Annotated in this window: 14 protein-coding genes; 10 read left to right on the top strand and 4 right to left on the bottom strand. The window is 66.9% G+C overall.

All coding sequences use genetic code 11. The annotated features are described in order from the left end of the window. Positions 1-28: 28 nt before the first annotated feature. A complete protein-coding gene (locus ABV606_RS03035; protein ID WP_353988294.1) occupies positions 29-1,879 on the bottom strand; it encodes a phosphoenolpyruvate carboxykinase (GTP) in 1,851 nt (616 codons plus the stop codon). A gap of 122 nt (positions 1,880-2,001) precedes the next feature. Here ABV606_RS03035 and ABV606_RS03030 point away from each other — a divergent pair, with 122 nt between their 5' ends. Further along, positions 2,002-3,471: an XRE family transcriptional regulator gene (locus ABV606_RS03030; RefSeq protein ID WP_281487243.1), complete on the top strand. Its 1,470-nt coding sequence runs from the start codon at positions 2,002-2,004 to the stop codon at positions 3,469-3,471. A gap of 16 nt (positions 3,472-3,487) precedes the next feature. Here the strand turns inward: ABV606_RS03030 and ABV606_RS03025 are convergent, their stop codons facing one another. Together ABV606_RS03025 and ABV606_RS03020 are read right to left on the bottom strand one after the other, a co-directional pair. Continuing rightward, a complete protein-coding gene (locus ABV606_RS03025; RefSeq protein ID WP_281487244.1) occupies positions 3,488-4,348 on the bottom strand; it encodes an isocitrate lyase/PEP mutase family protein in 861 nt (286 codons plus the stop codon). A gap of 51 nt (positions 4,349-4,399) precedes the next feature. Further along, positions 4,400-5,209, bottom strand: coding sequence for an SDR family NAD(P)-dependent oxidoreductase (locus ABV606_RS03020; RefSeq protein WP_353988293.1), 810 nt, complete (start codon positions 5,207-5,209; stop codon positions 4,400-4,402). Positions 5,210-5,413: 204 nt separating this feature from the next. Here ABV606_RS03020 and ABV606_RS03015 point away from each other — a divergent pair, with 204 nt between their 5' ends. From ABV606_RS03015 to ABV606_RS02975, 9 genes are all read left to right on the top strand, one after another. Beyond that, complete coding sequence (locus tag ABV606_RS03015) at positions 5,414-6,157, top strand: GntR family transcriptional regulator (RefSeq protein ID WP_353988292.1); 744 nt, start codon at positions 5,414-5,416, stop codon at positions 6,155-6,157. Between the two features lie 94 nt (positions 6,158-6,251). Next, the gene (dctP, locus tag ABV606_RS03010; protein ID WP_353988291.1) at positions 6,252-7,388 is read left to right on the top strand and encodes a TRAP transporter substrate-binding protein DctP; all 1,137 of its coding nucleotides are present in this window, start codon (positions 6,252-6,254) and stop codon (positions 7,386-7,388) included. 5 nt (positions 7,389-7,393) lie between these two features. Continuing rightward, entirely contained in the window at positions 7,394-7,936 is a 543-nt protein-coding gene (locus ABV606_RS03005) for a TRAP transporter small permease (protein WP_353988290.1), read from the top strand. After that, positions 7,926-9,392 (top strand): TRAP transporter large permease, encoded by a 1,467-nt coding sequence (locus ABV606_RS03000; RefSeq protein WP_353988289.1) that lies wholly within the window; start codon positions 7,926-7,928, stop codon positions 9,390-9,392. The genes ABV606_RS03005 and ABV606_RS03000 overlap by 11 nt, the downstream gene beginning before the upstream one ends. Before the next feature lie 197 nt (positions 9,393-9,589). Then, the gene (trxA, locus tag ABV606_RS02995; RefSeq protein ID WP_353988764.1) at positions 9,590-9,982 is read left to right on the top strand and encodes a thioredoxin; all 393 of its coding nucleotides are present in this window, start codon (positions 9,590-9,592) and stop codon (positions 9,980-9,982) included. A 42-nt stretch (positions 9,983-10,024) separates the two neighbouring features. Further along, a complete protein-coding gene (locus ABV606_RS02990) occupies positions 10,025-10,702 on the top strand; it encodes a hypothetical protein (RefSeq protein WP_353988288.1) in 678 nt (225 codons plus the stop codon). Positions 10,703-10,762: 60 nt separating this feature from the next. Beyond that, positions 10,763-11,548 (top strand): SDR family oxidoreductase, encoded by a 786-nt coding sequence (locus ABV606_RS02985; RefSeq protein ID WP_353988287.1) that lies wholly within the window; start codon positions 10,763-10,765, stop codon positions 11,546-11,548. A gap of 89 nt (positions 11,549-11,637) precedes the next feature. Further along, positions 11,638-12,474: a class II glutamine amidotransferase gene (locus ABV606_RS02980; RefSeq protein WP_353988286.1), complete on the top strand. Its 837-nt coding sequence runs from the start codon at positions 11,638-11,640 to the stop codon at positions 12,472-12,474. A gap of 4 nt (positions 12,475-12,478) precedes the next feature. Then, positions 12,479-13,294, top strand: a complete 816-nt coding sequence (locus ABV606_RS02975) for an isocitrate lyase/PEP mutase family protein (RefSeq protein ID WP_353988285.1) — start codon at positions 12,479-12,481, stop codon at positions 13,292-13,294. A 171-nt stretch (positions 13,295-13,465) separates the two neighbouring features. On the opposite strand, the gene ABV606_RS02970 is transcribed toward ABV606_RS02975, so the two are convergent. Continuing rightward, positions 13,466-14,302, bottom strand: coding sequence for an SDR family NAD(P)-dependent oxidoreductase (locus ABV606_RS02970; RefSeq protein WP_353988284.1), 837 nt, complete (start codon positions 14,300-14,302; stop codon positions 13,466-13,468). Between the last annotated feature and the right edge of the window lie 156 nt (positions 14,303-14,458).

Here is a 14,458-nt window from a genome sequence, read left to right as displayed (position 1 = left end):
CGGCTCGGTCAGCGAGCCGGCGGGCGACTCATTCCACGCCGTGCAGGCGGGAACGCAGCTCGCCCAGCTGCTGGATGACGCGCTCGGGCACTCGCTCACCGAAGCGCTCGAAGAACGCCTCCATGTCGTCGGTCTCGACGAGCCAGCGGCTCGCGTCGATGTCGAAGAGCTTCTGCCAGGTGTCGTCAGAGATCTCGAGGCCGTCGAGGTTCATCTCGTCGCGCTTCGGCAGGTTGCCGATCGGTGCCTCGTCGGCATCCGCCTGTCCATCGACACGGCGGAGGATCCAGTCGATCACGCGGGAGTTCTCGCCGAACCCGGGCCAGAGGAACTTGCCATGCTCGTCCTTGCGGAACCAGTTGACCTGGAAGATGCGCGGCGCATTCTCGCCCAAGCGGTCGCCCACGTTGAGCCAGTGCTGCCAGTAATCGGCCATGTTGTAGCCGCAGAAGGGCAGCATGGCGAAGGGATCGCGACGCAGTTGCCCGACAGTGCCTTCGGCGGCCGCCGTCTGCTCAGAAGAGACCGTGGCACCGATGAAGACGCCATGCTCCCAGTCGCGCGCCTCTACCACCAAGGGCACGTTGGTTGCTCGGCGGCCGCCGAAGATGATCGCGTCGATGACGACGCCCTGCGGGTCATCCCACTCGTCGGCGATCATGGGGCACTGGCTTGCAGCGACCGTGAACCGCGAATTGGGATGAGCGGCAGGAGAACTGGATGCCGGGGTCCACTCGTTGCCCAGCCAGTCGGTGAGGCGCTCCGGCTTTTCGTCGGTGAGCCCCTCCCACCAGACGTCGCCCTCGGGGGTGAGCGCGACATTGGTGAAGATCGTGTTGCCCCAGAGCGTGTCGACCGCAGTGGCGTTGGTCTTCACGCCGGTGCCCGGAGCCACGCCGAAGAATCCGGCCTCCGGGTTCACAGCGCGAAGGCGACCCTCCTCGTCGATGCGGAGCCAAGCGATGTCGTCGCCGATCGTCTCGGCCTTCCAGCCGGGAATCGTCGGCCGGAGCATGGCGAGGTTCGTCTTGCCGCAGGCGCTGGGGAACGCCGCTGCGACGTGGTAGACCTTGCCCTGCGGCGACGTCATCTTCAACAGCAGCATGTGCTCGGCGAGCCACCCCTCGTCGCGCGCCTGGACCGATGCGATGCGAAGGGCGAATCCCTTCTTCGCGAGGAGCGCGTTGCCGCCGTAGGCGGAGCCGAACGACCAGATCTCGCGTGTTTCGGGGAAGTGGCTGATGTACTTCGTGTCGTTGCACGGCCAGGCCACATCGGCTTCGCCTTCAGCAAGAGGTGCTCCGACGGAGTGGACGGCTGCCACCCACTCGGTGTCGGGGCCGATCTGCTTGAGCGCCTCGGTGCCCATGCGGGTCATGATGCCCATGCTCGCGACGACGTACGGAGAGTCGGTGATCTCGATGCCGACCTTGGTGAAGGGTGAATCGAGCGGCCCCATGACGAAGGGGATGACGTACATGGTGCGCCCGCGCATGGCGCCGTCGAAGAGACGCTCAAGGGTCGCGCGCATCTCGGCAGGGGCTCGCCAATTGTTGGTCGGCCCCGCGTCCTGCGCCTTCTCGGAGCAGATGAAGGTGCGCGCCTCGACGCGTGCGACGTCGTCGGGGTTGCTCCGCGCGAGGAAGCTGTAGGGGCGCAGCTCGGGGTTCAGCCGCGTGAGCGTGCCCTGACGCTCCATGAGCCGGGTGAGGCGATCGAACTCGGCGACGGAACCGTCGACCCATTCGATCGACTCGGGCTTCGTCAGTGCCGCGATCTTGTCGACGAATGCCACCACGCGCGGGTCGGCATAGTCGGGTGCGGCCTCGGTGTCGTGTTCACGTGACAGCTGCGCACGTGACAGCACTGGAATCGTCATCCCGACCTCCTCAGATGTCGCCGGGCCCGATCGAGAAGGGGTGGTCAACGCTCGGGCTTCGACAAGAATTTGTAGTGTTACAAGCCTGCAGGACGAAAATTGATCCACCCAGCCCACGGTGAATGAAAGAAGGCAGGTTCTTTCGGTATTCTGAAGCGGTGAACGATCTTGTGACGTTGGGTCAGCGCATACGCCACTTCAGGAACGCGGCGGGATTGACGCTCGATCAGCTGGGCGCAGAAGTCGGAATCGCCGGAAGCCAGCTCTCCCTCATGGAGAACGGCAAGCGCGAACCGCGTGTGACGCTGCTCGGCGCGATCGCGAAGGCGCTCGGCGTGGAAGTGGCCCAGTTGCTCGACACGGCTCCTCCGAATCCCCGGGCAGCGCTCGAGATAGAGCTCGACCGCACGCAGCGCAGTCCCGCGTACGCTGCCCTCGGCCTACCGGTGGTGCGGCCCACGCGCACCATGAGCGACGAAACCCTCGAGGCGCTCGTCGGCCTCCACCGCGAGCTCCAGCGTCGTTCGCGTGAGGCCATCGCAACCCCGGAAGAGGCGAGGCGCGCGAATACGGAGCTGCGGCTGCGCATGCGCACGCGCGACAACTACATCCCCGAGATCGAAGACGTCGCGCAAGAGCTGCTCGAGAGCGTCGGCCACAACACGGGCGCTCTCACCCACCGCACGGTGGGCCTCATGGCCGAGCGGCTGGGCTTCTCTCTCGTCTACGTCAACGATCTGCCCCATTCCGCGCGGTCGGTGACCGACCTCGAGAACGGACGCATCTACCTGCCCCCGGCATCGATTCCGGGCGGTCATGGACTGCGATCGATGGCGCTCCAGGCGATGGCCCACCGCGTGCTGAGCCACAGTGAACCGTCGAGCTACGCCGAGTTCCTGCGCCAGCGGCTCGAGATCAACTACTTCGCGGCAGCGTGCCTGATGCCCCAGCGGCAGTCGGTCGCCTTCCTGACGGCGGCCAAGGCCGACCGCAACATCGCGGTGGAAGACTTCCGCGATGCGTTCGGCGTGACCCATGAAGCGGCCGCTCTGCGATTCACGAATCTCGCGACGAGCCACCTCGACATGACGTTGCACTTCCTGCGAGTCGGCGACGACGGCGCCGTGTACAAGGCGTACGAGAACGATGGGCTCAGACTCCCGGTCGATGTCACTGGCTCGACCGAGGGGCAGTTGGTGTGCCGCCACTGGGCGGCCCGCATGGCGTTCGCGCGCACCAACCGCACTACCGAGTTCTACCAGTACACCGATACGCCCGAGGGCACCTTCTGGGAGTCGAGCCAGACCGGCACCACGGATGCCGAGGAGTTCTCCATCACTATCGGCGTGCCCTTCAACGAGGCGAAGTGGTTCCGCGGGCGTGCCACCTCGAACCGTCAGCAGTCGCGCTGCCCGGACGAGACCTGCTGCCGCAAGCCCTCACCCGAGCTGACCAAGCGCTGGCACGGCAAGGCCTGGCCGAGCGCGCGGCTGCACACGCACATCCTCTCGCCGCTGCCGAGCGGAGCGTTCCCCGGCATCGACGATCGCGAACTGTACGAGTTCCTCGAGACGCACGCGGGGGAGCGCTAGGCGTGCCGGTGCCGGCCTAGCCTCCGAAGCGGTGGTCGAGGTCCTGGTGATGCTCGATGCCGACCATGCGCTGGAACTCCTCGTAGCCGAGCGCGCGCTCGTCGCGCACCGAGCGACCCGCCTGGCGCATCGCGGCCAGAGTCTCCGCTGCGGCCTTCGTCGCTGCGAATAGGGCATCGAGCGCATAGAGCACGATCGAGAATCCGAGTTCGCGAGCGTCGTCGAGCGTGAGCCGCTCGGTCTCCGCGCCGGCGACGATGGGCAAGACCTTGGGACCCTCGACGCGCTTTGCGATCTCCTCCACCTCGGCGATGCGCTTCACGCCATCGATGAACACCATGTCGGCCCCGCTGTCGCGGTACATGGACGCTCGCTCGATGGCGTCGAGCATCCCGCTCACCCCCAGCGCGTCGGTGCGGGCGATGATGACGAGCTCGTCGGAGCCTCTGGCCTCGACAGCGGCTGCGATGCGACGCACGCTCGAACCGGAGTCCAGCAGGCGGATGCCAGCCATATGCCCGCACCGCTTCGGGCTGCTCTGATCCTCGAGGTGGAGCGCAGCGACGCCGGCCTGGATGTACTCGTGCACGGTGCGCTCGATGTTCGAGGGACCTCCGTAGCCGTTGTCGGCGTCTGCGATGACCGGGATGCCGACGGCGCGGGTCATGTTTCGTGCGTGATCGGACATCTCGGTCTGCGTCAGCAGGCCGATATCCGGCGTTCCGAGGCGGATCGCCGTCGCCCCGAATCCCGTCATGTACACCGCTGGGAAGCCGGCCTGCTCAACGAGGCGTGCCGTCAGCGGCTCGGCCGCGCCGGGGGCGGCGATCGGTTCGCCGGTCGCGATCAGTTCACGCAGACGCTGGGCGGGAGTCATTCGGTGGTCTCTCTCTCGGTGTCGGATGCTGGAGTGCTCTTGAGGCATCCGTCACCCCATCGTCAGTCCGCCGTCGATGTTGATCGACTGGCCCGTCATGTAGTCGGCCGCGGGGGACGCGAGGAATTCCGCCACGCCTGCGACGTCGTCGCTGCGCTGGGGGCGGCCCAGCGGCACGGCAGCGGTACGCGTCTTCCACGCCGTTCCGGTCTCCCACCCCGCCACCGCCGACCACTCCGCGTCGATGCGCTTCCACATGTCCGTGTCGACCAACCCCGGGCAGATGGCGTTGACCGTGATGTGGGGCGCGAATGTCGCTGAGGCACTGTGCGTGAGGCTGATGACCGCCGCCTTGCTTGCGCGGTAGTGGGGGATGATCGGAGCCATCGGGCCCGCTGCGTAGCGCCCCGCGATCGACGCCATGTTGACGATCTTGCCGTTCGGCCGGCCTTCGCCCATTGGTCCCTGTGACAGCATTTGGCGGGCCGCTGCCTGGATCGACAGCATGGTGCCCTTCACGTTCACCGCGAACGTCGCGTCCCAGTCGTCTGGCGTCACGTCGAGGAACGGCTTCACCTGGATCACGCCGGCGTTGCACACCATCAGATCGAGCCGGCCGAACTCGTCGGCAGCGGCATCGACGATCAGGGCATTGTCCGCGGCCGAGGTGACGTCGGCTCGAACGGATGCAGATCGGACGCCCAGCGCGCGCACCTCGCCGGCGACCGCTTCAGCGCGAGGGGCATCGATGTCGCTGACGACGACATTCGCGCCTTGCGCCGCGAGGCGCAGCGCGATGGTGCGACCGATGCCTTGCCCCGCACCGGTGATCGCTGCGGTCATTCCCGTGAGAAGTGTCACTGTCGCTCCTTCGCATGGCCCGTTCACTGGGCGATCCAACGCCGCCGACGCGCGACGGCCGCCCGGGACCCGCTCGGATACCTGTGGCGCCGAGCAATTGTATACATGCTCTGGGATTCGACCCTCGCGCTCCTGTCGTGTATACATGAGCCGGTGTCCAACGGAGAATGCTCCGCCGGACGACGACGGAAGGAGCAGCGCCGCATGGTGATTCCCCAAGGGCGCGCGCCGCTCGGCAGGAGCGGTACCGGGTCGCTCGGAGAGCGCGTGGCGATCCAATTGCGTGACGCCATCGTCAGCGGCTCGATCGGTCTGGGCGAGGCGCTATCCGAGGACTCGCTGGCTGAAGCGCTGGGCGTGAGTCGTACGCCGGTGCGCGAGGCGCTCAGAGAGCTCCAGACGCAGGGGCTTGTCGAGATCAAGCCCAAGTCGGGAACCACGGTGTTCGTGCCCACTGAAGAGCAGATCGCCGAGCTGGTCGAGTTCCGCACCACCATGGAGCTCCAGGCGGCGAACTGGGCCTTCGAGCGCAACCGGGTCGCCACCGCCGACGCGCTCGCCCGCGCGGTGGAACTCATGGAACCGGCGATCGAGGCGCAGGACATGCGCGCGTTCGGACGCGCCGACACGTTCTTCCACCAGGCATTCGTCGACCATTGCGACAACTCGTACCTGCAGGCCACGTTCTCTGTGAGTCTCGCCCAGGTGGCCGCGTTGCGCACGCATCTCGCCGTGTACCTCGACGGTGAATGGCGGCACTCGTACCGTGACCATGTCGCACTCCGCGACATCTTCGTGAGTGGACGCAAGGGCGACCTCGACGAACTGCTGGCCGCGCACATCGCGCGCACCAAGGGCAACTACACGCAGGTGCTGCACGCCAGATACACCACCCAGCACGAGAGCCGTGTCGACCTGCTTCGGCGGGCACTGGTCGCTGAGGGCTGAGCGCGACCTTCAACACTTCTGGTGCTGGACCCCCGGCATCGGAACCCAACTTCGGCTCCACGAGTCGAAGTCCAATCACACCGAGAGGAAATCAGTGGGTACCACCATCACCAAACGCGCTGCGCGGTTCTCCGCAATCGGCGCCGCCACCACCGCAGCGCTGCTGCTCGCGGGTTGTGCCAGCGGCACCGGCGGAGACTCCGGCAGCGGCGACGCCGAGACCTTCGACCTCACCTGGACGTCGTACACGACGCCCGAGGGCTACTACTCGATGGCCATGGACGAGTGGATCAGCATCGTCGAGGAAGAGACCGACGGTCGCGTCAACATCGAGCCGTTCTACATGGGCTCGCTCTGCGCCACCCTTGACGGTCTCGCCTGCGCCAAGGACGGCCGCGCCGACATCGCGTATACCTCGCCGGCCTTCCACCCCGCAGAGTTCCCGCTGGCGAACGTCGTCACGGTGCCGTTCGTCGCGAAGGACCCGGTCGCTCAGACCGCGACCCAGCAGGAGCTCTACAACACCAACGCCGACTACGCGGCCGAGTTCGACAAGCAGGGCGTGCACGCGCTGTACTTCGCCCCGGTCACCACGTCGATCCTCGGTGCGAAGCAGGAGATCAGCAGCTACGAGGGCCTCGAGGGCCTGTCGGTGCGCGGCACCGCTCGCATGCTCAAGGCGCTCGAGATCGGTGGCGCCAACCCCTCGGCCATCGCGGTGAGCGAGATCTACGAGTCGATCGAGAACGGCGTGATCAGCGCGTGGTCGTCGACCGGCCTCGAGTCGGCGGTCACCGAGTGGAACCTCGGCGAGGTCACGAAGTACATGATCGACACCCAGTCGGGCTCGTTCATCAACGTGATGGCCGTCATCAACAAGGATGTCTGGGACACGCTGCCCGCCGACATCCAGAAGATCATGAACGACGCCAGCGCAAAGGTGTGGGGCGGCCTCTCGGGCGAGTACCTCGACGCGATCTTCGACGCCACCTGCGACAAGGTCGACCAGCAGGGCGTGAAGCTCAGCACGTGGTCCGACGCTGAGGCACAGAAGTGGGCGGATGCCGTGGGCGACACTCTCGTCAACGACTGGCGCGTTGAGGCGAAGTCGGCCGGCGCCAGCGACGAGCAGATCGACGCGTTCTACGCCGACTACCTCCAGAAGCTCGAAGTCGCGTCGGCTGACAGCGACTACGTGCCGCCGGTCGAGTACTGCCTGAACCGAGGCTGACTCCAGTGGTCGTCCTCGCACTCTGGGAACGCGTCATCAAGCCGATGACGCGCGGGCTCGCGGTGATCTCCGCGCTGCTCTGCGGCGGTCTCGCCCTGCTCGTCACGTCGGAGGTCGTGCTTCGCGGCTTCACCGGTGAGTCGATCCGCGGCATCTTCGAGATCGCCGAGCTCGGGCTCGTCATGACCGTCTTCCTCGGGTTCGCCAATGCGGAAGTCGACTTGACGCACGTGCGGGTGACGCTGCTGACCGACCGGCTGTCGCCGGCCGCGGCGAGCCGCGTGCGCGGTGTGGCTCTCATCCTCGGAGCAGTGTTCTGCGCCTGGATGGGTTGGGAGCTCACCGAGCGCGCCATCGAGTCGTTCAACGTCGGCGAGTTCCGCACTGGGTTGCTGAACTTCCCGATGTGGCCCTCTCGATCCTTCGTCGCGGCCGGCACAGCGTTTCTCTCGACCGTGCTGCTGGTGAAAGGTCTTGTCCTGATGACAGGTCGCGCTCCCGCGAGTGCGACCACGTCGGCCGAAGGGGGTGTGGCGCATGTCGCCTGAACTCATCGTCGTCATCGTGCTGGCACTGTTCTTCCTGCTGCTGGCCATCGAGATGCCGGTCGCGCTCGCGCTCGGCGCCTCCGGTGCGGTCGGAACCGTGCTGCTGCACTCGTTCAAGGTCGCCGACAGCGTGTTGGCCAATGTGCCATTCGAGTCCACGGCGAAGTACTCGCTCGTGGTGATCCCGCTCTACATCATGCTCGGGGCCATGGCCACACAAGCCCGGATTCCCGAGCGCATCTACACGATGATCAACCGGGTGGCCGGCCGGTTCAAGGGTGGCCTCGCGATCGCAACGATCGGTGCATCCGGCGGCTTCGCCGCGATCTCCGGGTCGAGCGTCGCCACGGCGGCAACGCTCGGCAAGATCTCGGTGGCGCAGATGATGCGGCACGGCTACCGCGCCGAGCTCGCCACCGGAATCGTTGCGATCGGCGCGACGCTCGGCATCCTCATCCCGCCGAGCATCATCCTCATCATGTACTCGATCATGAGCGGCGAGTCGATCGCGGCGCTATTCAGCGCCGGCATCGTGCCAGGCATCCTCTCGGCGATCGCGTACATCGTCACCGCGCTAGTCCTCGTGAAGAAGCACGGGGTGGCCATCGCCGAGAAGCAGGAGGTGCTCGAGACGGTCGCGGCCGGATCGGTCGCCGCTGCCGATGCGGCCCGCGCCGAGGCGATCGCAGGCGGTGACGCTCCCTCGGTGCGGGTCGGCCGGTCGCCCGAGATGGCCCTCGGCGCCGAAGCGAGCGCCGCTGCGCCGGTCGAGCAGTCATCGCTTTTCTCCGAGTTGCGGTCGCTGTTCTGGTTGCTCGCGATCGTCGCGGCAGTGGTGATCAGCATCTTCACCGGTATCACGACGCTGGCTGAGTCGGCCGGCATCGCCGCGGTGGTGGCGACGGTTGCGCTCGTATTCGAGCACTACCGCTCGGGTGTGCGCGGTGTCATGCGCAAGATCCGCGACGGTCTGGCCGAGTCGGCATCCGTCACGAGCATGGCGTTCGCGGTGGTCGTGGGAGCGGGCATCTTCGCCTACTTCCTCGTGTCAGCCCGCGTGCCGAACAACCTGTCGCGGTGGTTCGCGGAGCTCGATGTGCCGCCGCTGCTCATCGTGGTGCTGATTCTGCTCATGATGGTGCCGCTCGGCATGTTCCTCGACTCGCTCGCGATCGTGGTCATCGTCGTGCCCATCGTGTACCCGACGGTCACTGCGCTGGGATTCGACGGTGTTTGGTTCGCGATCCTGCTTGTCAAGCTCGTGGAGATCGGATTGCTGACCCCTCCAGTCGGCATGAACTGCTTCGTGATCTCCGGAGTCACCGGCATCCGTCTCGAGACAGTGTTCAAGGGCGTAGCGCCGTTCCTGCTCTGCGAAGCGGTGCTGGTAGTGATCCTGCTGCTGTTCCCCGACATCGTGCTGTTCCTGCCGAACCTGCTGTCGTCGATGGGCTGAGCGCTCAAGTTCGGGTAGCGATGCCGAGATCGGCCAGCTGAACGCCGCATTCACTGACGAGCCCGGGCCCGTGCTTCTCGAGAGAGATGCGCGGTCCGGGCTCGTCAGTGTTCCGGAGCAGTGCGGTGGGCTCACCAGTGGCTAGGCCTTCCGCGGCCCGCTGGAATAGTGGCGGCATCCCTCGCGTTGCAACCGACATGGCGAGCATCGAGATCACCGAAACGAACCTCAACGAGACCATCAGCGAGAACGACATCGTCTTCCTCGACTTCTGGGCGGAGTGGTGCGGGCCCTGCCGCGCATTCGGCCCGGTGTTCGAACGCGCTTCGGAGACGCACGACGACATCGTCTTCGGCAAGGTCAACACTGAGGAGCAGCAGCAGTTGGCGGCAGCGGCCGGCATCCGGTCGATCCCGACCCTCATGGCGTTCCGCGAGAACGTGCTGGTGTACTCGCAGCCTGGTGCTCTCGGCGACGCGCAGTTCACGCAGCTGATCGACGCCGTCAAGGGGCTCGACATGGAGAAAGTGCACGCGGATGTCGCTGCCCAGAAGGCCGCGCAGGAGAAGGCTGGCGGCGGCCAGGAGTAGCCGCACCGGCCGGCGCCGACCGGTGGACGTACAATCCGTGGCGTGAACCGCGACGCGCAGGAGCAGGCAGGCGAACCATCAGCGGCCGAGGCCCAGGCAGTAGCCGACGCCGACGTCGCTGTCAGTGCTGAGGACAGCGGACCAGACGATGTCGCGACCGACCTGGCAGGCGCTCCGGCCGCAGTCAATGAAGAGGCCCTGGAGTCGCTCCTCGCTTCGTTGAGGGAGCGGCTTCGCGAGATCGCGAGTCGGCTCGCGGAAGCCGGCGCCCGCGACGAGGCCCTCGCCGAGTACGTGCCGCCGCGTCGCGTCGCAAAGGTCATTCCCCGGGATGCCGTCTTCCGTCCGCTGGGGCGGGTGTGGCGGCTCGGGGTGTTCCTGCTCGACCGCGAAGGCAGGCTCTACGCGGCGGGAACGAGTACCCGGGCCGTGCGGCCGGGGCATCCGGGCTACCAATCTGTATCGGCCGAGCAACGGCGGGCGTTCCGCGCGGCGGCATCGAGGAGCCGGTTCGAGGATGGCGAGACGATCAACTTCGACGCCCGCGAGATCGTGCTCACCCCCGAAGGGCTGGGTGCGCTCATCGACGGGCCGGGACCCCTCGTCGTGCACCACGGCGGGTTGCGAGTGCGCTGGACGCCGGAAGCGCAGATCCTGGTGCGCTTCGACGAGTACCTCGAGGAGCGGGTGCACCTTCTGACGGGCCCTGCCGGCGCCTGAGGTTCGTTTCCCGTCTGGCGAGTCGGCCGAAAGCGTCGCGCCCCTCGCGATACTGGAGGCATGACTTCGCAGCATCGACCGAAGACGATTGCGGTGGCGGGCGCGACGGGCCTGGTGGGTGCCCAAGTCGTGCGTCGACTCGAGGAACGGGGCGCGCGCGTCGTGCCGTTGGCCCGGTCGCTCGGCGTCGACCTCACGACCGGCCGTGGAGTCGGCGAGTCGCTGGCGGGCGCTGACGCCCTCATCGACGTCTCGAATGTGCTGACGCAGAACGAAGCCGTCGCGGTCGATCGCTTCACTCGCATGGCGAGAACGCTGGTCGATGGATGCCTGCAGCATGGCGTCGGGCGCTACGTGCTGCTGTCTATCATCGGCGTCGACGAGATCGAGTTCGGCTATTACAAGGGCAAGCGCGCGCAGGAGTCGGTCATCGAGGGAAGCGGGCTCGAGTACTCGATCCTTCGCGCGACGCAGTTCCATGAATTCGCCGAGCAGATGCTCGGGCGCATGAGAGTCGGGCCGATCGCTCTCGTGCCGCGCATGACCTCAGCGCCGGTCGCATCGCGTGAGGTCGCTGACCGTCTGGTGGAGCTCGCGCTCGCCGACGAGGTGCCGCATCGGCTCGAGCTCGCCGGCCCTGACACGATGACAGTGCCGCAAATGGCCCGCGAGTTCTGCCGCGAGACCGGAAGGCGCATGCTGAGAGTGCCGGTTCCGGTGCCCGGTCCTGGCGGACGACGCATGGCGGAGGGCGGTCTATTGCCCCGTGGCCCGCACGAGGTCGGTGTGCAGACGTACCGCGAGTGGCTGGTCGAGCGTAGCCTCGACGCGACTCCGCCCGCCTGATCCGTCGCGATCCGGCCGAACCCGGCGAGTGACCAAGCGCCGCACGTGTTGCGGCTGCGGGGGAGTCGGGAGCAGAGGGGAGCAGATGGATGTGCCGGTGGCTCGCGTACCTCGGTGAGCCCATTCAGCCCTCGAAGCTCATCGTCGAGACGCCGAACTCGCTCGTCGCGCAATCCCTTAACTCGCCGCTCGGCGCTCAGACGGTGAACGGCGACGGCTTCGGCCTCGGCTGGTACCCGGAGGCCACTGCCGAGAGCACGCCCGCCGTGTTCCGCAGCATCGAGCCTGCCTGGCACGACGAAAACGTGCGCGAGCTCAGCCGCGCGATCGAGACGCCGCTGTTCTTCGCTCACGTGCGCGCGGCCACTCTGCCGCCCGTGCAGAAGACCAACTGCCACCCGTTCCGCTACGAGAGTTGGCTGTTCATGCACAACGGGGTGATCCGCGAGTTCCCCCGTCTCCACAGGGAACTCGTCCTGGCGATCGCGCCCGAACTGTTCGAATCGGTCCGCGGCACCACCGACTCCGAGGTGCTGTTCTTCCTCGCCCTCACGTACGGCCTTCGAGAGGATCCGGTGGGCGGGCTCGCGCGCGCGATCCGCGAGGTCGAGCAGGTGGGGCGGGCTCACGGCATCCCTTACCCAGTGCAGGGCACGTTCGCGATCTCGAACGGGTCAACAGTGTGGGCGTTCCGATACTCGTCCGAGCGTCGCTCGCGCACCCTGTTCCATTCCGAAGACGTGACCACCTTGCGGATGCTGTATCCCGAGGTCGAGCGGCTCCAGGGGTACGGCGAGCAGAGTCGCGTCATCGTTTCAGAGCCGCTCAGCGACCTTCCCGACGCGTTTCATGAAGTGCCGGAGTCGACTGTCGCGATTCTCGACGTGAACGGATACCGCCACGAGCCATTCCTCCAGGACGCGTGACGACATGATGCCGATCCCAGACGACCGTGCCTCGACGTTTCGCGCGCTGCACTCCGGCGGCGGATTCATCCTGCCGAATGCCTGGGACGCGGCCTCCGCCCGCATCCTCGAGCAACTCGGATTCCCTGCGATCGCCACGACGAGCGCGGGGATCGCGTGGTCGTGCGGCGTGCCCGATGGTGGAGCGCTGCCGCCTGAACGAATGTTCGATCGCCTCGCGGAGATCGCTGCGGCCGTCTCCGCGCCGGTATCCGCAGACCTCGAGGCGGGTTATGGGCCCGAGCCGGGGGATGTGGCCGCCGCGGTGCGTCGCGCAGGTGAGCTCGGCGTCGTGGGCGGCAACATCGAGGACGCTGTCGACGGCATCCTGTTCCCGATCGATGAAGCGGCCGAACGGATCGCCGCCGCTCGCGCCGCTGCTCCAGCGGCAACCTTCGTGCTCAATGCGCGCACGGATGCCTACTTCGCAGCAGGCTCAGACGACCCCTTCCGCGAGACGGTTCAGCGCGCGTTGCGATACGTCGAAGCGGGCGCCGACTGCGTGTTCGTGCCGGGAGTGGAGGATGCCGCGACGATCGGTCGTCTGGTCGAAGCGATCCCCGCTCCGCTGAACATCGTCGCGGGACTTGCCGCGACGAAGATCGATGTGCCGACCTTGTTCTCGCTCGGCGTGAAGCGTGTGAGCCTCGGGGGGAGCCTCGCGCGCGTGGCCTTCAGCGCGCTCGAGCGTGCCGGCGAGGAGCTGCGCGCGACCGGAACGCTCGGGTTCCTCGACGGCGTCGTGGGCTACGCCGAACTGCAGCGTCGCTTCGGTGCCTGATCTCGGTCGATCCGGAGGGCAGCCGACCAGAGACCCAACCGTGCTCTGATCCGCGATATGGCGCCTTAGCAGGCTCTCGCCGTGAACGAGTTCGCCCCGGGACAGGCACTGCGGCTCCGGCCGGGGCGAACAGGTTCAATCAGGTCAGGTCGTGGTGCGACCAGAACGCGACTAGCGCGCAGCGAATTCCTGCGCCGCCGCGACGACGTCGGTGGCGAAGCTGCCCTGCGTGATCGCCGTCGCGCCGCCGTCGACCGGGATGACCGTCCCCGCGACGTATTCAGACAGATCGCTCGCGAGGAAGGTGGCCACCTTCGCGATGTCATCGGCGAAACCGACGCGTCCCGAGGGCTGAGTCGAGCCGAGGCGCTCAGCGAGGAATGACGCGAACTCCTCCGACTGCTCCATGGGCACGCCGAAGCTGCGCGCCATGATCGGCGTCATGATGATGCCCGGCGCGATCGCGTTGGAGCGGATGCCGAGGGGGGAGAGCTCCGCGACCGACTGCCGCACGACGCCGACTACCGCGTGCTTCGCGACGGTGTAGGCCGCAGCCGACCAGCCGCCCTGGAGGCCCGCGGCGCTGGCGGTGCTGATGATGGAGCCGCCCGTTCCCTGCGCCTTGAATTGGCGGGCCGCATATTTGTGCCCCAGGAGCACAGAGCGGGTGAGCAGCGCAATGGTCTTGTCGAAGCCCTCCGACGTGATGTCGGTCATCGCCGACGCGTCGCCCTGCGCGCCCGCGTTGTTGTACATCACGTCGAGCTTGCCGAAGCGCTCGACCGTGCCGGCGACGAGCGCCTCGATGGCCGCTTCGTCGGTGACGTCGGTGTGGATGTAGGCGACCGAGTCTCCGAGGCGCTCCGTGATCGAGCGTCCGAGCTCGTCCTGAATGTCACCGATCGCTACCTTCGCGCCCTCCTTGACGAATCGCTCCACGGTCGCGAGCCCGATACCGCTCGTGCCGCCCGTGACGATCGCAACCTTGCCTTCGAGTAGTCCTGTCATTGATCTCTCCGTCCTTCTCGGTGGGGGATGACGCGTTGATCCCTCTCCAGTTCCAACCGGGCACGACGGGGAATATTCCTTGGCGGGCATGAAGTCCCATGTCGGTCACTCGGGGAGGGTGCTGGTCGTCTCCCCTGAAAGGGGGCTGTTGCGGGG

The organism is Ruicaihuangia caeni (genome assembly GCF_040536845.1).
In the GTDB taxonomy this organism is placed as follows: Bacteria; Actinomycetota; Actinomycetes; order Actinomycetales; family Microbacteriaceae; genus Ruicaihuangia; species Ruicaihuangia caeni.
Note: the sequence above shows the minus strand (reverse complement) of the source record. Positions and strands in the feature narration are given on the sequence as shown.